2 protein-coding genes are annotated in these 21,472 nt (G+C 69.3%); both read right to left on the bottom strand.

Annotated elements, in window-relative coordinates; all coding sequences use genetic code 11:
• A partial coding sequence (locus tag DMX10_RS04590) for a non-ribosomal peptide synthetase (protein WP_111260001.1) occupies positions 1-8,867 on the bottom strand: 8,867 nt, incomplete at its 3' end.
• Position 8,868: 1 nt separating this feature from the next.
• Complete coding sequence (locus tag DMX10_RS04585) at positions 8,869-21,312, bottom strand: non-ribosomal peptide synthase/polyketide synthase (protein ID WP_111260000.1); 12,444 nt, start codon at positions 21,310-21,312, stop codon at positions 8,869-8,871.
• Positions 21,313-21,472 lie beyond the last annotated feature (160 nt).

Raw genomic sequence — 21,472 nt, 5'->3', positions numbered from 1 at the left:
TCGTACAGCGGCGTGTGCTCGTGCTCGCGCAGCGCCAGGTTCTGCGCCTGCAACGCCTGCAGCAGATCGACGAGGGATTGCTCGGGACGCGGGCTGGCGATCACCGGCAAGGTGTTGATGAACAGGCCGATCTGCTCCTGGATGCCCCGCAGTTCGGCCGGGCGACCGGCCACCGTGGCGCCGAACGCCACGCCGTCCTGCCCCGTGTGGCGTTGCAGCAGCAACAGCCAGGCGGCCTGCACCAGGGTATTGAGCGTGACCTTCTGCTGCCGGGCGAACTCGCCCAGGCGCTGGCATTCCTCCCGCGAAAGCGAGCGGTGGACGCTGCCGTGGCTGGGCTCGTCGGCCCGGGAGGCGCGCGGCTGGTCCGGCCCGGCCAGGCGGGTCGGCGCGTCGAGGGCCGCCAGTTGGCCACGCCAGAAGGTTTCGCTGGCAACGGGATCGCGCCCCGCCAGCCAGGCGATGTAGTCGCGGTAGCGCCCGCCTTGGCGCACCACCTGCTGCCCCGCATAGCGCTGCAGCACCTCGCCGAGCAGCTGCGAATTGCTCCAGCCATCCATGAGGATGTGGTGGTGGGTATAGACCAGGTGCCAGGCGCTTTCGCCGACCTGCACCAGGGCCAGGCGCAGCAAGGGCGCACGGGCCAGGTCGAAGCCCTGCTCCAGCTCGGCGGTCGCCAGGGCATCGAGCGCGGTGGCCAGATCATCGCGGCCACGCCAGTCGTGCCGTGCGAAGGGCACCTCGACCTGGCGCTGGACGACCTGCAGCGGCCGCTCCAGGCCACCCTCCCAGATGAACCGGCTGCGCAGGATGTCATGAGCGTCCACGGCTTCCTGCCAGGCCCGCTGGAAACGCTCGGGGTCGAGCCCCTGCATGTCCAGGCGCATCTGGTTGATGTAGTGGCCGGTGCCCGGCTCATACAGGCTGTGGAACAGCATGCCCTGCTGCATCGGCGTCAGCGGGTAGAGGTCGTCGACCTCGCGGGCGGAAACCGGCAGCGCATCCAGCTGCCCCTGGCCAAGCCCGGCCAGGGGGAAGTCCGAGGGCGTCACGCCCTGGTTGATCGGCTGGGCACAGTGTTCGATCAGCTGCTCCAGCTCGGCGGCATAGTCATCGGCCAGTCGCTGGATCGTCTGCTCGTCGAACTGCTCGCGACTGAAGGTCCAGCCCAGGCTCAGCTCGCCCTCGTACACCTGGCCGTTGAGGCTCAGCCAGTTGCCCAGGGGCGCCAGCGGGCTGTGGTCGGCGCCGGAACCCTCGCGGGCCGGGCGGAACAGTGCCGCCTGGCTGTCGTCGAAGCTGCCGTCGAACTGGCCGAGGTAGTTGAAGGTCAGGCGCGGCTCGGGCAGTGCCCGCAGCGCTGCACGGGCGTTCTCGTCCCCCAGGTAGCGCAGCGCACCGAAGCCCGTGCCCTTGTCGGGAACGGCCCGCAGCTGCTCCTTGATCGCCTTGATCGACGCCGCCAGGGCGCCCGCCGGCGTGAGCTTCACCGGGAACAGGCTGGTGAACCAGCCGAGGGTGCGGGTCAGGTCGATGCTGGGGAACAGCTCCTCACGGCCATGGCCTTCCAGCTGGATGAGGGTGTTCGGCTGCCCGGTCCAGCGGCAGATCACCCGTGCCAGAGCGGTGAGCAGCAGGTCGTTGACCTGGGTGCGGTAGGCCTTGGGGGCCTCCTGCAACAGGCGTCGGGTCGCCTCCCGGCCCAGCTGGGTGAACAGGGTGCGCGCCAGGCGCGCCTCACGGGGTGCATCCGGGTGTTCGCAGGGCAGCTCGGCGCAAGCGTCCCGCAGGTGCTCCTGCCAGAACCCCAGCTGCCGTTGCAGGGTTTCGCTGCGGGCATGGCGCTGCATCTGCTCGGCGAACGCCTTGACCGAACTGGTCTTTGGCGGCAGCCGCACCGGCTCGCCGCCCTGCACCTGGCGGTAGGCGGTCTGCAGGTCGTCGAAGAGGATGCGCCAGGAGACGCCATCGATCGCCAGGTGGTGGACCACCAGCTGCAGGCGCTGGGTGCCGTCCGCCAGGGTGGCCAGCACCGCGCGCAGCAGCGGGCCGTCCTGCAGGTCCAGGCTGCGCTGGGCCCGCTCGAGCAGCGCGTCCAGGGCGGCGGCATCCGCGACACGGGCCTCCCAGAGCAGGCTGGCGTGTGCCCAATCCTGCTCCTGGCGGTCGAGGTCACGGTGGGTCGCTTCCCAGCCTTCCACGCCCTCGACGAAGCTCAGGCGCAGGGCATCGTGATGCCTGACCAGGCTGCGCAGGGCCTGCTCCAGCACCCCGGGCTGCAACGGGCTGGCCGGGGCCAGCAACACCGACTGGTTGTAGTGATGGCGTTCGGGGATGGGCTCGGCGAAGAAGGCTTGCTGGATCGGCAGCAAGGGCGTGCTGCCCAGGACCGGCCCCTGGTCCACGGCGAAGGCTTCGTCGCCCACCTGCGCAACGCCGGCCAGCGCGTGGACGGTCTGGTGCTGGAACAGGTCCTTGGGCGTGATGCGGATGCCGTCCTGACGGGCGCGGCTCACCACCTGGATGGAGATGATCGAGTCGCCGCCCAGCTCGAAGAAGTTGTCGTTGAGCCCTACCCGCTCCAGCTTGAGCACGTCCTGCCAGATCAGCGCCAGGCGCTGCTCCAGCTCGCTTTGCGGCGCCACGTAGTGCTGCTGCGCCTGGCTCGCATCCGGTTGCGGCAGCGCCTTGCGGTCCAGCTTGCCGTTGGCGGTCAGCGGCCAGTGCTCCACGAACAGCAGGTGCGTCGGCACCATGTAGTCCGGCAACTCGGCCTTCAGCTCGGTTTTTAGGGCGTCACGCAATACCCCGGCATCCTCCAGCGGACTCGCTGGCAGCACGTAGCCCACCAGCTGCGTGCCGGTCGGCCCTTCATGGGCCAACACCACAGCCTCACGCACGGCATCCAGTGCGGCCAGGCGCGCCTCGATCTCGCCCAGCTCGATACGGAAACCACGGATCTTCACCTGATGGTCGATCCGTCCCACGTATTGGATGACGCCGTCGCTGCGGTACTGCGCCAGGTCGCCGGTGCGGTACAGGCGTGCACCGGGCTCGCCGAAGGGATTGGGAATGAAGCGCTGTGCGGTCAGGTCGCCACGGTTCAGGTAGCCCCGCGCCAGGCCGGCACGGCCCACGTAGAGCTCGCCGATGCAGCCACGGGGCACGGGGTTGAGCTCACCGTCGAGCAGGTACCAGGACAGGTCCGGGATCGGCTCGCCGATGGGGCTGCTGGCGTCATGCTCAAGATCAGCCAGGGACAGCGGTCGGTAAGTGACGTGCACCGTGGTCTCGGTGATGCCGTACATGTTGATCAGCTGCGGCGCGGTGTCGCCGAAACGTTCGAACCAGGGGCGCAGGCCGTGCACGTCCAGGGCCTCGCCACCGAACACCACATAGCGCAGCGCCAAGTGGCGCGAATCGGCGCAGGCCACCTGCATCAGCGGCTTGAAGGCCGAGGGCGTCTGGTTGAGCACGGTGACACCGGCACTCACCAGCAGCGCGTGGAAGTCCTGCGGCGAACGGCTCACGTCGTGGGGCACGATCACCAGCTCGCCGCCGTAGAGCAGCGCGCCGAAGATCTCCCAGACCGAGAAATCGAAGGCATAGGAATGAAACAGCGACCAGACGTCCCGGGGGCCGAAGTCGAACCAGCCTTCGGTGGCCTGGAACAGCCGCATGATGTTGCTGTGGGGCAGCAACGTGCCCTTGGGCTTGCCGGTGGAGCCGGAGGTGTAGATCACATAGGCCAGGTTGGCCGGCGACATCGCCACCTGCGGCTCGTGCTCGGGGTAGCCCGTCGCGCCCTCCAGCAGCAATGCATCCACCGTCGCCGGGATCGGCAGGCGCTGCAGCAAGGCTGGCAGGGTCAGCAGCAGGCGGATGCCGCTGTCCTCGATCATGTAGGCCAGGCGGTCCTCGGGGTAGCTCGGGTCCAGGGGCACATAGGCGCCACCGGCCTTGAGGATCGCCAACAGGCCCACCACCATCTCCAGGCCACGCTCGGTGGCCAAGCCCACCCGCACATCCGGGCCCACGCCGCGCTCGATCAGCTGGTGAGCCAGGCGGTTGGCCCAGGCATCGAGTTCGCCATAGCTCAGGGTCTGCGCCTCGAAACGCAGGGCGATAGCCTCCGGGCGCAGGCGTGCCTGCTCGGCGATGCGCTGATGGGCGCACTGGGTGACGTCGAAATCACGGGCTGCCGGGTTCCACTGCTGCAGGTTCGCCTGGCGCTCCTCGGCATCGAGCAGCGGCAGTTCGCCGACGCGGCACTGCGGGTCGGCGACGATGCCGCGCAGCAGGTTGAGCCAATGGCCGGCCAGGCGCGAGACGGTGTCTGCATCGAACAGGTCGGTGGCGTAGGTCAGCGAGGCGGTGAGTTCGCCGGCGGCTTCCAGGGTGTCCAGGGTCAGGTCGAACTGGGCAGTGTGGCTGTCCCAGTCCTGCGCTTTCAGCGTCAGCCCGGGAAGGGACGGCAGCGCCTCACGACCGGCGCTCTGGTGGTTGTAGAGCACCTGGAACAGTGGGCTGTGGCTCAGGCTGCGCTCCGGACGCAGGGCATCCACCAGCTGTTCGAAGGGCAGGTCCTGGTGCGCTTCCGCGCCCAGCGCCGCATCCCGGGCCTGCCCGAGCAGATCGGCGAAGCGCACCTGCCCATCGACCTGGGCCCTGAGCACCTGGGTGTTGACGAAGAAGCCGATCAGGCGCTCGGTCTCCACGCGGTTGCGGTTGGCGATCGGTACGCCGACGCGGATATCCGCCTGCCCGCTGTAGCGATGCAACAGCGCCTGGAACGAGGCCAGCAGCACCATGAACAGGGTCACGCCCTCGCGCTGCGCCAGCTGGGCGAGTTGCCCGGCCAATGCCGGCGGCAGCTCGATGGCCAGGCGGGCACCGGCGAAACTCTGCTGGGCCGGGCGTGGGCGGTCGGTGGGCAGCTCCAGCAATGGGTGCTCGTCGCCCAGGGCGGCGGTCCAGTAGGCCAGCTGGCGTTCGCGCTCGCCCGCCTCCATCCACTGGCGTTGCCAGGCGGCATAGTCCGCGTACTGGATGGGCAAGGCGTCCTGGCGCACGGCCAGGCCCTGGCCATGGGCCGCATAGCCCTCCATCAGTTCCTGCACCAGCAGCTGCATCGACCAGCCATCGGAGACGATGTGGTGCTGGGTCAGCACCAGCACATGCGCCTGCGGCGCGATGCGCAGCAGGCCGACCCGCAGCAGCGGGCCCTTCTCGAGGTCGAAGGGTTCGCTGACCTGCTTCTGCACGAAGGCGCGGATGTACGCCTCGTCCGCGCCCTCCTCCACCTCGGGCGACAGCACCAACGGCAGGTCGGGGTGGATCAGTTGACGGGCCTGTCCATCACTCTGGACGAAGGTGGTGCGCAGGCTTTCGTGACGCTGCACCAGGCCCGCGAAGGCCCGTTGCAATGCCTCGATGTCGAGCTCGCCCTCGATCCGCAGCGCTGCAGGAATGTGATAGGCGGCGCTGCCCGGCTCCATCTGCCAGAGGAACCACTGGCGCTGCTGGGCATAGGACAGCGGCAGGCTCTGCCCGCGATCCACCCGTGGAATGGACAGGGTCTGCACACCTGCGGATTGTTCCAGCACCTTCACGCAGGCCTTGAAGTCGGCATTCTCGAACAGTTGGCGAAGCTGCAGGTCGAGCCCCAGCTCCTGGCGAATCCGCGACACCATCTGGGTGGCCAGCAACGAGTGCCCGCCCAGCTCGAAGAAGTTGTCGTTGAGCCCTACCCGCTCCAGCTTCAGCACGTCCTGCCAGATCAGTGCCAGGCGTTGCTCCAGCTCGCTCTGCGGCGCCACATGGTGCTGCTGCGCCTGGCTCGCATCCGGCTGCGGCAGCGCCTTGCGATCCAGCTTGCCGTTGGCGGTCAGCGGCCAGCGCTCCACGAACAGCAGGTGCGTCGGCACCATGTAGTCCGGCAGTTCGGCCTTCAGCCCGGTTTTCAGGGCGTCACGCAATGCGCCGGCATCCTCCAGCGGACTCGCTGGCAGCACGTAGCCCACCAGTTGCGTGCCGGTCGGCCCTTCATGGGCCAGCACCACGGCCTCTCGCACGGCATCCAGCGCAGCCAGGCGCGCCTCGATCTCACCCAGCTCGATGCGGAAACCACGGATCTTCACCTGGTGGTCGATGCGCCCCACGTATTGGATGACGCCATCGCTGCGGTACTGCGCCAAGTCGCCGGTGCGATACAGGCGCGCACCGGGCTCGCCGAAGGGGTCGGGGATGAAACGCTGTGCGGTGAGGTCGCCACGGTTCAGGTAGCCCCGCGCCAGGCCGGCACGACCCACGTAGAGCTCACCGATGCAGCCACGGGGCACCGGGTTGAGATCGCCGTCGAGCAGGTACCAGGACAGGTCCGGGATCGGCTCGCCGATGGGGCTGCTGGCGTCATGTTCCAGGTCCGCCAGGGACAGCGGTCGGTAGGTGACGTGCACCGTGGTCTCGGTGATGCCGTACATGTTGATCAGCTGCGGCGCGGTATCGCCGAAACGTTCGAACCAGGGGCGCAGGCTGTGCACGTCCAGGGCCTCGCCACCGAACACCACGTAACGCAGCGCCAGCTCATCCTGGGCGGCGCAGGCGATCTGCATCAGCGGCTTGAAGGCCGAGGGCGTCTGGTTGAGCACGGTGACGCCGGTGCTCACCAGCAGCGCGTGGAAGTCCTGCGGCGAGCGGCTCACATCGTGGGGCACGATCACCAGCTCGCCGCCGTAGAGCAGCGCGCCGAAGATTTCCCAGACCGAGAAATCGAAGGCATAGGAATGGAACAGCGACCAGACGTCCTGGGGGCCGAAGTCGAACCAGCCTTCAGTGGCCTGGAACAGCCGCATGAGGTTGCTGTGGGGCAGCAACGTGCCCTTGGGCTTGCCGGTGGAGCCGGAGGTGTAGATCACATAGGCCAGGTTGGCCGGCGACATCGCCACCTGTGGCTCGTGCTCGGGATAACCCGCCGCGCCCTCCAGCAGCAGCGCCTCTACCTTCGCCGGGATCGGCAGGCTTTGCAGCAAGGCTGGCTGGGTCAGCAGCAGGCGGATGCCGCTGTCCTCGATCATGTAGGCCAGGCGATCCTCGGGGTAGCTCGGGTCCAGCGGCACATAGGCGCCACCGGCCTTGAGGATCGCCAGCAGGCCCACCACCATTTCCAGGCCACGCTCGGTGGCCAAGCCCACCCGCACATCCGGGCCGACGCCACGCTCGATCAGTTGGTGAGCCAGGCGGTTGGCCCAGGTATCGAGCTCGCCATAGCTCAAGGTCTGCGCCTCGAAGCGCAGGGCGATGGCCTCCGGGCGCAGGCGTGCCTGCTCGGCGATGCGCTGATGGGCGCACTGGGTGACGTCGAAATCACGGGCCGCCGGGTTCCACTGCCGTAGGTTCGCCTGGCGCTCCTCGGCATCGAGCAGCGGCAGTTCGCCGACGCGGCACTGCGGGTCGGCGACGATGCCGCGCAGCAGGTTGAGCCAATGGCCGGCCAGGCGCGAGACGGTGCCCGCATCGAACAGGTCGGTGGCGTAGGTCAGCGAGGCAGTGAGTTCGCCGGCGGCTTCCAGGGTGTCCAGGGTCAGGTCGAACTGGGCGGTGTGGGCGCTCCAGTCCAGGCTCTCCACCCGCAGGCCCGGCAGTTGCAGGGCTTGGCCCGCCCCATCGCTCTGGTGGTTGAACATCACCTGGAACAGCGGGCCATGGCTGAGCTGACGCTCGGGGGCCAGGGCCTGCACCACCTGTTCGAACGGCAGGTCCTGATGCGCCTGCGCACCCAGGGCGGCCTGCTTGACCTGCGCCAGCAGATCGGTGAAGGGCATGTCGCCACGGATATCCGCATCCAGCACCTGGGTATTGACGAAGAAGCCGATCAGGCGCTCGGTTTCCACGCGGTTGCGGTTGGCGATCGGCACGCCGACGCGGATGTCCGCTTGCCCGCTGTAGCGGTGCAGCAGGGCCTGGAACGATGCCAGCAGCACCATGAACAGGGTCAGCCCCTGGCGCTGGGCCAGCTCGCGCAACGCCGAGGCCAGCGCGGTCTCCAGCTGCAGGTCCAGGCGCGCACCGCGATGGCTCTGGACCAGCGGTCGGGCACGGTCGGCCGGCAGCGACAGCACGCTGCCGGCATCGCCCAGCCGTTCGGTCCAGTAGGCCAGCTGGCGTTGCTGCTCGCCGGCTTCCATCCACTTCCGCTGCCAGATCGCGTAGTCCGCGTACTGGATCGGCAGCGGCGCAAGCGCCGCCGCTCGACCGCTGGCATGGGCGAGATAGAGCTCGATCAGGTCCTCGACCATCACCTGCGAGGAGGCGCCGTCGGAAACGATGTGGTGCAGGGTGAGGACCAGCACATGGTCGTCCTGGGCCAGCCTCAGCAGCTTCAGCCGCACCAGCGGCCCCCGCTGCAGGTCGAACGGGCGGGCGACTTCGTCATCGACGAACGCCTTGATCGCCCCCTCGTCGACAGCGCCTTCGAGGGCCTGGAACTCGATCGCCAGGCGGCCGGCCTCGACCACCACCTGGCGCAGGCCCTGCCCGTCCTCGACGAACACCGTGCGCAGGACCTCGTGGCGTTCGAGCAGGCCGTCGACGCTGCGTTGCAGCGCCTCGATATCCAGGGCACCCCGCAGCCTCAGGGCGGTGGGCATGTTGTAGGCGGCGCTGTCGGGGTCCAGGCGCCAGAGGAACCATTGACGCTCCTGGGCGTAGGACAGCTCCAGCGAGGGGAACTCGTGGCGCGTCACCGGTATCGGCAGCGCCGAGAAGCTCATGTTCTTGCTGCGCAGCTTGTCGAGGAAGGCCTGGCGCTGTGCCAGCGGCAGGCGGATGAAGCGCTGCACCAGGGAGAGGTTGTCGGGTTGGTTCATGTCAGAGGGCCTCCAGGTCAGCGAGAAAGTCGTGCATCTCATTCAGGTCGTCGCTGGAGTGAGGCGTCAGGTGTTCCGCCAGCTGCTGCGCGTAGTCGGACAGGGATGAGGTTCTGAAAAGCAGGTCGAGGGGCACGGCAGCCCCCTGCTCCATCTGGAGCCGTGCGGTCGCTTGGGTCGCCAACAGTGAATGCCCACCGAGTTCGAAGAAGTTGTCGTCGCGGCCGACGCGCTCCAGCTTGAGCACGTCCCGCCAGATATCGGCCACGCGCCGCTCCAGCTCGCCCTCGGGCGCCACGTAGGCACGCAGCAGCTGGTTGCCATCCGGCCTGGGCAGGCTCTTGCGGTCGAGCTTGCCGTTGGGCGTGAGGGGGAAGCGTTCGAGCACCAGCCAATGGGCGGGGATCATGTAGTCGGGCAGCGCCGACGCCAGGGCCGCCTTGAGCGGGCTGCGCAGCTCGGCCACCTCCAGAGCCTCGTGGGGCACCAGGTAGGCCACTAGCTGGCTGCCCAGGGGGCCTTCCTGGGCGACGACCGCCGCCTCGCGGATCAGCGGGTGGGCGAGCAGTTGCGCCTCGATCTCGCCCAGCTCGATGCGGAAGCCACGGATCTTCACCTGGTGGTCGACGCGACCGAGGTACTCGATCACGCCGTCGGCCCGGTGCCTGGCCAGGTCCCCGGTGCGGTACAGGCGGGTGCCGTTGCCGAACGGGTCCGGCAGGAAGCGTTCGGCGGTCAGCGCCGGGCGGTCGTGGTAGCCACGGGCCAGGCCATCGCCACCGATGTACAGCTCGCCGATCACCCCCGCCGGATTCGGCGCGAAGTCACCGTCGAGAATGAACAGCGAAGTGTTGGCGATCGGCCGCCCGAGCCAGGGTTGCGGCTGCTCCGGGGTCAGCCGGTGGACCGCCGACCAGATGGTGGTCTCGGTGGGGCCATAGAGGTTCCACACGGCAGCGCTCAGGACCAGCATGCGCTGGGCCAGGTCATCGGCCAGGGCCTCGCCTCCGCAGAGGAAGGTGCGGCCGGCCAGGATCGCGGCGCGGGGGTGGTCCAGCAGCATGCGCCAGGTGGACGGCGTGGCCTGGATGACGCCGACCCGCTGCTGCTCGATGAGTTGCAGCAGGCGCTCCGGGTCGTGGGCGCCGTGCCGGTCCGCCAGCACCACGCAGGCGCCCTGGAACAGCGGGCCATAGAGCTCCAGCCCGAAGATGTCGAAGGAGAAGGTGGTCAGCGACAGCACCCGATCGGCCGCCTCGATGCCGGGCTCCAGCACCATGCTGGCGACGAAATTGACCAGGGCCTGGTGGCGCACCATCACGCCCTTGGGCTTGCCGGTGGAGCCGGAGGTGTAGATGGCGTAGCACAGGTGCTCGCCACCGACCGCGACCTGCGGGTCGACCGGGCTTTCCTCCAGGCTGGCCGCCGGCTCCACCAGCAACGTGCGCACGCCAGCCGGCAGGGCGAACTGCCCGGCCAGGGCCGGCTGGGTCAGCAACAGTTGCAGGCCGCTGTCCTCCACCATGTGCGCGAGGCGGTCCTGGGGATATTGCGGGTCGAGCGGCACGTAGGCGCCGCCGGCCTTGAGGATGGCCAGCAGGCCGATCACCATCTCGACGCCACGCTCCAGGGCGATACCGACGAGCTGGTCCGGCACCACGCCGAGCCCGATGAGCCGGTGCGCGAGGTGGTTGGCCTGGCGGTTGAGCTGGCCGTAGCTCAGTGCCTGCCCATCGAAGCGCAGGGCGATGGCGTCAGGCGTGGCGCGGGCCCGGGCTTCGAACAGCTGGTGCATGCAGGGCGCCTGCGGGTAGTCGGCGGCGGTGGCATTCCACGCGCTGACCACACGCTCGTGCTCGGCCGCATCCAGCAGCCTCAGCTCGCCCAACGGCTGCTCGGCGGCGTCGGGCATCTGCTGCAGCAGGCGGCCCAGGTGGCGCCCCAGTTGCTCGATGGCGTCATGGGCGAAGGCTTCGCGCTGGTAGCTGAACTGCACCGAGAGGCATTCGCCGAGGCTGACCATCAGGGTCAGCGGGTAGTTCGTCTGCTCCTGGCTGGCCACGGCGCCGAAACGCACCCCATGGGCGGCGCTCTGCTCCAGGGCCTCGGCGATGGGGTAGTTCTCGAACACCAGGATGTTGTCGAACAGGGCTTCGCCGCCCTGCCCGGCCCAGCGCTGGATGTCGAACAGCGGGGTGTGCTCGAACTCGCGCAGCGCCAGGTTCTGGGCCTGCAACGCCTGCAGCCAATCGACCAGCCGCTGTTCGCCGCGCGGGCTGGCGACCACCGGCAGGGTGTTGATGAACAGGCCGATCTGCTGCTCGCTGCCGGGCAGGTCCGCCGGGCGGCCGGCGACGGTGGCGCCGAAGACCACGCCCGACTTGCCGGTATGGCGCTGCAGGAGCAGCAGCCAGGCGGCCTGTACCAGGGTGTTGACGGTAACCTTGGCGGCCCGCGCAAACGCGCCGAGCCGGCGGGTCTGCCCGGCATCCAGCTGGATGCCATGCAGGCCATGGGCGGCCGTCGCCTCGTGGGCATCCGGCCTCGGGAAGACCGATGCCAGGCGCACGGGCTCGTCCAGCAAGCTCAGCTGGCGGCTCCAGAAGGCTTCTGCAGCGGCCGCGTCCTGGCGCTGCAGCCAGGCGATGTAGTCGCCGTAGCGGCCCGGGACCGAAGGCAGCGTGCCCTGGCCATAGTGCTGCAGCACCTCGGCGAACAGCTGGGCGCTGCTCCAGCCGTCCATGAGGATGTGATGGTTGGTGTAGATCAGGTGGTGGCGATCATCGCCGGTGCGCACCAGGACCAGGCGCATCAGCGGCGCCTGGTCCAGCTCGAAGCCACGGGCGCGTTCTTCCTCGGCCAGCGCATCGAGCGCCGCCTCCATGCCGGCCTGGTCACGCCAGTCCAGCAGGCTGAAGGGGATGTCGAGCTGGCGGTAGACCAGTTGCACCGGCTGTTCGAGATCGCCCCGCCAGAAGAACCCGGTGCGCAGGATGTCGTGACGGTCCAGCACCGCCTGCCAGGCCGCGCGGAAGCGCGCGGGCTCCAGCCCCTCGATGTCGAGGCGGGTCTGGTTGACGTAGTTGCCGCGGCCCTGCTCGAACAGCGAGTGGAACAGCATGCCCTGCTGCATCGGTGACAGCGGGTAGAGGTCGTCGATGGCCGCAGCGGCCACCGGCAGCGCGTCGAGCTGGGCCTGGGTCAGGCGGGCCAGGGGGAAGTCGGATGGGGTCACGCCCTGGTTCGCGGCATCGCAGCAATGCTCGATCAGCGCACGCAGCTCGTTCTGGTAGTCATCGGCCAGGCGCTCGATGGTGGCGACCTCGAACTGCGCGCGGCTGAAGGTCCAGCTGAGATCCAGCTCGCCGCCGAATACCTGGCTGTCCAGGGCCAGCTGGTTGCCCAGCGGCCCCTCCAGGTCGACCTCCTCGCCTCCCGATTCCGCGGTCGGGGCGAACAGCGCCGCATCGGCCTCATCGAAGCTGCCGTCGAACTGCCCCAGGTAGTTGAAGGTCAGGCGCGGAACGGGCAGCTGGCCCAGCGCGGCGCGGGCCTGGGGCTCTCCCAGGTGGGCCAGCACGCCGAAGCCGATGCCTTTGTTGGGAATCGCCCGCAGCTGCTCCTTGATGCCCTTGAGCGCGGCCCCGAGGTCCCCCTCGGCGCTCAGCCGGGCCGGGAACACGCTGGTGAACCAGCCCACGGTGCGGGTCAGGTCGATGGTGTCGAACAGGTCTTCACGTCCGTGCCCTTCGAGCTGGACCAGTACGTTCGCTTCACCGGTCCAGCGGGCGATGGTACGGGCCAGCGCCGTCAGCAGCAGGTCGTTGACCTGGGTGCGATAGGCCGCCGGGGCCTCCTGCAGCAGGCGGCGGGTCAGCCCGGCATCCAGGCGGCGACGGACCGCCACGGCGCTGTGGTGGGTCAGGGCCCCTTGCGGGTGGTCGCACGGCAGGGACACGGAGGCGCCCTGCAGTTGCGCCTGCCAGTAACCCAGTTCCGCCTGCATGGCGGTGCTCCGGGCGTGGGCCTGCAACTGCTCGGCCCAGTCCCTGGTGGAGCTGGTCTTGGCCGGCAGCGCGACCGCCTGGCCACCTTCGATGCGGCGATAGGTGAGCTGCAGGTCTTCGAACAGGATGCGCCAAGACACGCCGTCCACCACCAGGTGATGGATGACCAGCAGCAGGCGCTGGCTGCCGTCATCGAGGGTGGCCAGGAGTGCACGCAGCAAGGGGCCCTGTTGCAGGCTCAGGCTGCGCTGCACGGTGTTGCCCAGTTCATGCAGCGCCTGGGCGTCGGCGACCCGGGCCTGTTGCAGCAGCGCTTCGCCCTGGGCCTGTGGCTCCTGGTAGCGGGCCGTCCAGCCCGCCCCGGTTTCGCTGAAGGACAGGCGCAGCCCGTCATGGTGCTCCACCAGGCGTTGCAGGGCCTGCTCGAGCGCCTCCGGCTGCAGGGGGCGGGTCGGCTTGAGCATCACCGACTGGTTCCAGTGATGGCGCTGGGGGATGTCGTTGTCGAAGAACATCCGCTGCACCGGCAGCAGCGGCGACTCGCCGCGCACCGGCCCCTGGTCGATGGCCAGGGTCGCTTCGCCCTGGCGCGCCACGCTGGCGAGCGCCTGGACGGTCGGGTGCTGGAACAGGTCTTTCGGGGTGAGGCGGATGCCCAGCTGGCGCGCACGGCTGACCACCTGGATGGAGATGATCGAATCACCGCCGAGCTCGAAGAAATTGTCGTTCAGGCCGACCTGCTCCAGCTTGAGCACCTCTTCCCAGATCCGCGCCAGCTGCCGTTGCAGCTCGCTCTGCGGGGCCACGTAGGCCTGCTGCAGCTGGCTGAGGTCCGGGCGGGGCAGGTTCTTGCGGTCGAGCTTGCCGTTGGGCGTCAGCGGCAGGCGCTCCAGGCGCATCAGGTGGGACGGCACCATGTGCGCCGGCAGGCTGGCCTTGAGCTGCTCGCGCAGGCCCTCGACGAAGCCGGCCGCGTCGTCGCTGGCGACGACGTAGCCCACCAGGCGCTTGCCGCTGCCGGCTTCGCCTTCCTGGGCCACCACCACCGCCTCGCGCACGCCCTCCAGGGCCTGCAGGCGCGCCTCGATCTCGCCCAGTTCGATGCGGAAGCCGCGGATCTTCACCTGGTTGTCGATGCGTTCCAGGTAGTCGAAGGTGCCATCGGCACGCTGGCGCACCCGGTCGCCGGTGCGATAGAGCAGGCCGCCCGCGCTGCCGAAGGGGTCGGCGACGAAGCGCTCGGCGGTCAGGCCCGGGCGGTTCAGGTAGCCGCGCGCGAGGCCGCTGCCCCCCAGGTAGAGCTCACCGGTCATGCCCTGGGGCACGGGGTTGAGGTCGGCGTCCAGCACGTAGGTGCTGCGGTCGCCGATGCGGCTGCCGATAGGGGCATAGGCCGCGCCGCATTGCTGGTCCCGCCAGGCCTTCCAGATCAGCGGGGTGACCACGGTTTCGGTCGGGCCATAGCCGTTGATGATGAAGTCGGGGTCCAGCGCCCGCTTCACCCGCTCGAAACTGGCGCTGGGCACCGCGTCGCCGCCGAAGCAGTAGATCCTCACCCGGGGCGGGTTGCCCTCGCGCTCGGCGTGCTCGGCCAGTTGCTGCAGGTACACGGGCGGGAACGCCGCCACGGTCACGCCTTCGGCCTGCATCGCGCGGTAGGTCTGCTCCGGGGTCCAGAGGCTGTCATCGCGGATCAGCAGCGAGCCGCCGTGGGTCAGGCTGGTGAGCCAGCGCTCGTGCGCGCCGTCGAAGGCGAAGGACATGAAGTGGAATTCGCAGTCGTCGGCGTTCATCTCGTAACGCTCGCCGATCGCCTGGCAGTGCATGCTCAGCGGGCCATGGGCGACGCACACGCCCTTGGGCTGGCCGGTGGAGCCGGAGGTGTAGATCACGTAGGCGAGGTTGTGCGGGTCGACCTGCACCGCCGGGGCCTGGCGCGGGTGCCGCGAGAGGTCGAGGCGGTCGAGTTCCAGCACCTTGAGGTCGGCGTCCACCGGCAGCGCGGGCAGCAGTTGCGAGTCGCTCAGCAGCAACGCGAGCCCGGAATCCTTCATCAGGTAGGCCAGCCGCTCGCGCGGGTAGCTGCTGTCCAGCGGCACATAGGCGCCCCCGGCCTTGAGCACCGCCAGCAGGGCGACGATCAGGCCATCGCCACGGGGCAGCGCGACGCCGACCCGGACTTCCGGCCCGATGCCCTGGGCCACCAGCTCGTGGGCCAGCTGGTTGGCGCGGCCCTCCACCTCGGCGTAGCTGAAGCGCTGCCCGGCGAAGATCACCGCGGTACGTTGCCCCTGCGTTGCGGCGAGCTCGGCGAAACGCCGGTGCACCGGCGTCTCGACCGCATAGGGTTGCGGCAGGTTCTGTTCCTGCAGCCGCGCCCGTTGCTCAGGGGTGACCAGGGCGATTTCGCCCAGCCGGCGCTCGGCCGATACGCAGAACTCCTGCAGCAGGTGCAGCAGTTGCCCGGCAACGCGGGCGACGGCCGCCTCGGAGAAACGAGCGGGCGCATAGCTGCAATGCAGGGCCAGGGTTTCTCCCAGGGTCACGCCGACGCTCAGGGGGTAGTGGGTCTGGTCGAAGTTGCCGACCGCGCCGAAACGCACCCCGAGCGTCCCGCCCTGGCGCAGTGCTTCGGCGATCGGGTAGTTCTCGAAGACCAGGATGTTGTCGAACAGGGCCTCACCGCCCTGCCCGGCCCAGCGCTGGATGCTGGCCAGCGGCGTGTGCTCGAACTCCCGCAGCGCGAGGTTCTTCTCCTGCACCGCTTGCAGCCAGTCGGCCACGCGCTGGTCCGGCCGGGAGCCGGCGACCACCGGCAGGGTGTTGATGAACAGGCCGATCTGTTGCTCGATGCCTGCCACCTCGGCCGGGCGCCCGGCCACGGTGGTGCCGAAGGCCACCACCTCGGCGCCGGTGTGGCGCTGCAGCAGCAACAGCCAGGCGGCCTGCACCAGGGTGTTGACCGTGACCTTCTGCTGGCGGGCGAACGCGTTCAGGCGCTGGGTGCGCTGCGGGTCCAGCGCGGCATCGAGCAGGCGGTGGCCGCCAGCCTCCAGCAGGTCCTGGGGCTGGACACTGGCCTGGGCGAGCAAGGTGGGCTCCTGCAGCTCGGCGACCTGCTGCTTCCAGAAGCCTTCGTCACGCACCGCATCCTGCTGGTGCAGCCAGCGGATGTAGTCACGGTAACGGCCGACGGCGGGCGCAGGCGCCTCTGCGCTGTAGCGCTGCAGGACCTCACCGAGCAGCTGCGAGCTGCTCCAGCCGTCCAGCAGGATGTGATGGTTGGTGAACACCAGATGGTGGCGCTCGTCGCTCGTGCGGATCAGCGCCAGGCGCAGCAGGCCCGGTTGCGACAGGTCGAAGCCACGTGCCCGGTCCTCTTCGAGAAAACGCGCCAGTGCCACATCGATATCGCGACGGCCACGCCAGTCCAGCTCCACGAAGGGCAGGCTCACCTGGCGGTGGAGCACCTGCAGCGGATGGGGCAGATCGCCCTGCCAGAGGAAGGCCGTGCGCAGGATGTCGTGGCTGTCCACCGCCGCCTGCCAGGCGTCGCGGAAGCGCTGCGGGTCCAGCCCGTCGACGTCCACGCTCAACTGGTTGATGTAGGTGCCATCCCCCTGCTCGTAGAGGCTGTGGAACAGCAGGCCCTGCTGCATGGGCGACAGCGGGTAGAGGTCTTCCACCGCCTGGGCGGGCAGCCCGAGCGAGTCCAGCTGGGCCTGGTCCAGGCCGGCCAGGGGGACATCCGAGGGCGTGAGGCCCGCTGCGTCTGCCTGGCAGCAGTGCTCGACCAGGGCTTGCAGCTCCAGGCCGTAGCCGTCCGCCAGCTGGCGGATGTCGGCTTCATCGAACATGTCCTGGCTGAAGGTCCAGCGCAGTTCGAGCTCGCCGTCGTAGACCTGCCCTTCCACGCCCAGCCAGTTGTCCAGGGGCGCATCCGCGCTCTGTTCGGCCCCGGCACGCTCGCCGGCGGGCACCAGCAGCGCGCCCTCGCGGCTGTCGAAGCTGCCGTCGAACTGCCCCAGGTAGTTGAAGGTGATGCGCGGTTCCGGCAACCGTGCCAGCGCCTCGCGGTCCGCCGCCTGCCCGAGATGACGCAGGATGCCGAAGCCGATGCCCTTGTTGGGGATGGCCCGCAGCTGCTCCTTGACCCGCTTGAGGGTGTCCGCAAGGCCCGGAGCCGGGCTCAGGCGTACCGGGAACAGGCTGGTGAACCAGCCGACGCTGCGGCTGAGGTCGATGCCGTCGAACAGGTCTTCGCGGCCATGCCCCTCCAGCTGGATCAGGACATGCTCCTGTCCCGTCCATTGGCCCACGACCCTGGCCAGGGCGGTGAGCAGCAGGTCGTTGACCTGGGTGCGGTAGGCCGCAGGGGCCTGCTGCAGCAGCTGCCGGGTGCGCGCCCGGTCCAGCCGGCTGCGCACCACCTGTGCATGGCGGCTTTGCAGGCCACCTTCCGGGTTGCGGCACGGCAGCTCGGTGGTCACACCCTCGAACTGGCCGACCCAGTACCCCAGCTCGCGCCTGGCCGTCTCGCTCTGGGCGTAACCCTGCAGCTGCTCGGCCCAGCTCTTGTAGGCGCTGGTCTTGGCCGGCAGGGACGGTCGCTCGCCCTGGGCACTTTGCTGGTAGGCCCGCTGCAGGTCTTCCAGCAGGATGCGCCAGGACACGCCGTCGACCACCAGGTGGTGCACGGCGAGCAGCAGGCGCTGGGTGCCGTCCTGGAGGGTGGCCAGCACCGCGCGGAGCAGCGGCCCGTCGCGCAGGTCGAGGCTGCGCTGGGCATCGGTGCACAGCGCTTGCAGGTCGTCATCCGCCACGTCGTCACGCACCCAGAGCAGGGTCGGCAGGCCGGCCGCGAGGCCGGCCAGTTCCGCCCGCCAGGCCTCGCCGCGCTGTTCGAAGCGCGTGCGCAGCGCATCGTGATGCACGACCACGGCGTGCAGCGCCTGCTCCAGCGCGGCGGCCTGCAGCGGCTCGAGCGGGCGCAGCAGCAGCGCCTGGTTCCAGTGGTGCTGATCGGGGATGGCCTCGTCGAAGAACCCGTGCTGGATCGGCAGCAAGGGCAGCTCGCCGGTGACCGGCCCCTGGTCGATGCCCGGCCCGGCCTCGCCGAGGCGGGCCACGGCGGCCAGGGCCTGGACGGTCTGGTGCTGGAACAGATCGCGCGAGGTGAACGCGATGCCGGCCTGGCGGGCCCGGTTGACCAGTTGGATGGAGACGATCGAGTCGCCGCCCAGCTCGAAGAAGTTGTCGGTCAGGCCGACCCGCTCCAGCTTGAGCACGTCCTGCCAGAGACCGGCGATGCGCTGCTCCAGCTCGCTGCGCGGTGCCACGTAGGCCTGTTGCAGCTGGCTCGCATCCGGCAGCGGCAGGGCCTTGCGGTCCAGCTTGCCGTTGGGGCTCAGGGGCAGTGCATCGAGGAACAGGATATGCGCCGGCACCATGTAGTCCGGCAGGCTGCCGCGCAGCTGCTCGCGGATGCCCTCGCGCACCTCGTGCCGGGCATCGCCAGGCGCCTGGGCCAGGGCCTTGTCCGCCGCCACGACATAGGCCACCAGTTGCAGCGCCGATTCGCCCTGCACGGCCTGCACCGTGGCATCGCCGACGGTGTCCAGCTCCAGCAGGCGCGCCTCGATCTCGCCCAGCTCGATGCGAAAGCCACGGATCTTCACCTGATGGTCGACACGGCCGACGTACTCGATGACGCCGGCCTCGTTGAAGCGCGCCAGGTCACCGGTGCGGTACAGACGGCCACCGGTGGTGGAGAACGGGTCGGGGATGAAGCGCTCGGCGGTGAGGCCGGGGCGCTGGAAGTAACCCCGGGCGAGCAGCTCGCCGCCGATCATCAACTCGCCCACCACCCCCACGGGCACCGGCTGGCCGTTGCCATCCAGCAGGTAGGTGCTGCGCCCGGGCAAGGCGCGACCGATCGGCAGGACCCGTGGCAGCGCCTGGCGCCCCTCGACATAGTCGCTGCAGTCGAAGGTGGTGGCGGTGACGGTCGCCTCGGTCGGCCCGTAGGTGTTGAGCAGCCGTACCTGTTCGAGCCCGGCCTGGCGCCAGGCCTGCACCCCTTCCGGCGGCATGGCTTCGCCGCCGCTGTGCACCTGGCGCAGCACGCCGTAGTCGCGCGGCCCGGCTGCGGCGAACGCCTTGGCCATCATGTTCCAATAGGCGGTGGTCAGGTCCATGACGGCGATGCGCTGTTCGAGGATCTGCCGGTACAGCGTCTCGCTGTCCCACACCTCGGTGCCACGCATGACCACCGATGCACCGTGGATCAGCGGCCCGTACAGCTGCTCGGCGAAGGCGTCGAAGTTGAAGGTGGCGAACTGCAGCACGCCGTCGCCGCGCTCCAGACGGTAGTAGTGCACCGCCGCATGGGCGTGCCCGGCCAGGGCGCCGTGGCTGATGGCCACGCCTTTGGGCCGGCCGGTGGAGCCCGAGGTGAACATCACGTAGGCCAGGTTGCCGAGGCTCGCACGCGGCGGGAGGTTGTCGTCGGCGGCCTGTGCCCCGGCGTCTTGGTGGTCCAGGCACAGGGTCGGCAGCGTATCGGGGATCGGCAGGCGCTCGCGCAGTGCGGCCTGGGTCAGCAGCAGCCGGCAGCCGCTGTCCTCGATCATGGCGGCCAGGCGCTCGCGGGGGTATTGCGGGTCCAGCGGTACATAGCCACCGCCGGCCTTGAGCACGGCAAGAATCGCGACCACCAGCTCCAGGCTGCGGTCCACCGCGACACCGACCAGCACCTCGGGCCCTACGCCCCGCTCCACCAGCCCATGGGCCAGGCGGTTGGCACGGCTGTTCAGCTGGCCGTAGGTCAGCCGCTGGCCTTCGCAGACCAGCGCCAGCGCCTCCGGATCACGGGCGGCCTGCACCTCGAACAGCTCATGGACGCATTGCGTGATGGGCTGGGCCTGCTCGTGGCACCCCCAGCCCTCCACCAGTTGGCGGTACTCGGGCTCGGCCAGCAACGGCAGCTCGCCGACGCGCTGTTGCGGGTTGCGCACCATGCCGTGCAGCAGGTTGGCCCAATGTTGCGCAAGGCGCTCGATGGTGGCGGCGTCGAACAGGTCGCTCGCGTAGGTGAAGGAGGCATGCAGGCGGCCCGCCTTCTCGAAGGTGTCCAGGCTCAGGTCGAACTGGGTGGTCCGGCTCTCCCAGTCGATCACGCCCAGTTCCAGTCCGCTGCCCACCTTGAGGGTGGTGACATCCGCCACCTCGGGCTGGTGGTTGTACATGACCTGGAACAGCGGGTTGTAGCTGAGGCTGCGCTCCAGCTTCAGCGCCTCCACCAGGCGCTCGAAAGGCAGGTCCTGGTGGGCCTGGGCGCCGAGGGCGGTCTCCTTGATGTCGCGCAGCAGATCCCCCAGCGAGGTGCGGCCGTCCAGGCGGGTGCGCAGCACCTGGGTGTTGACGAAGAAGCCGATCAGCCCTTCGATCTCGCTGCGGTTGCGGTTGGCGATGGGCACGCCGATGCGCAGGTCGGTCTGCCCGGTGTAGCGGTGCAACAGGACGTTGAAGCTGCCCAGCAGCAGCATGAACAGGGTCACCCCGTGCTGCCTGGCCAGCTCGCGCAGCTGCTCCGACAGCGCCGGCTCCAGGGCCAGCTCATGGCGCAGCCCCTGGTAGCTCGGCAGCGCCGGGCGTGGATGGTCGGTGGGCAGCTCCAGCACCGGGTGCTCAACGCCCAGCTGCGCGAGCCAGTAGCCGAGCTGGCGCTCCTGCTCGCCCGCCTCCAGCCATTGCCGTTGCCACAGCGCATAGTCGCGGTACTGCACCGGCAGCGGCGCCAGCTCGGGCTCCCGCCCCTGCTCGTGAGCATCGTAGAGCCGGCAGAATTCCTCGATCAGCACGCCCATCGACCAGCCATCGGAGACGATGTGGTGCAGGGTCAGCAGCAGGACGTGCTCACGCTCCGCCAGCCGCAGCAGGCGCACCCGCAGCAGCGGCCCATTGGCCAGGTCGAAGGGTTGCAGGGATTGCGCCTGCGCCTGCCGGGCGACCGCCACCTCGCGCTCGGCGCCGGGCAGCGCACCGAGGTCGTCACGCTCGATGACCAGCGGGGCGTCGAAGGCGACCAGGCGCAGGCTGTCATCCTCGGTTGGCCGGAACACCGTGCGCAGCGTCTCGTGGCGCGCCACCAGGCTGGCGAAGGCGGTTTCCAGCGCGGCCTCGTCCAGCGGCCCGGTCAGGCGCACGGCCGCCGGCAGGTTGTAGGCACCGCTTTGCGGGTCCAGGTGCCAGAGGAACCACATGCGCTGCTGGGCATAGGACAGCGTGTCGCGCTCAACGGACTCCACCCCCGACGGAATCGGGAACACCGAGAAATCGATGCCTTCCTGGCGCAGGCTGGCGAGGAAAATCCTGCGTTTCTCCAGGGGCAGCTCGATAAAGCGGCGCGCGAGTTTCAGGGAGTCTTCTGCATTCATCGGTCTTCTTCCGTGCACGTGGGCAACGAGCGTTCAAGGCTCGGTCGTCCATGGAAAACGGATGGAAGGCGCGGAAAATTAGCGCTGCCGGGCCCTTGCGCAAACGCTCGGGACGGGCGGATTTCCATAGGCATCAAGCAATTGGCCGCCCAGGGGCACC

This window comes from Pseudomonas sp. 57B-090624 (assembly GCF_003234055.1).
GTDB lineage: Bacteria > Pseudomonadota > Gammaproteobacteria > Pseudomonadales > Pseudomonadaceae > Metapseudomonas > Metapseudomonas tohonis.
This window is presented reverse-complemented; position numbering and strand designations above follow the sequence as displayed.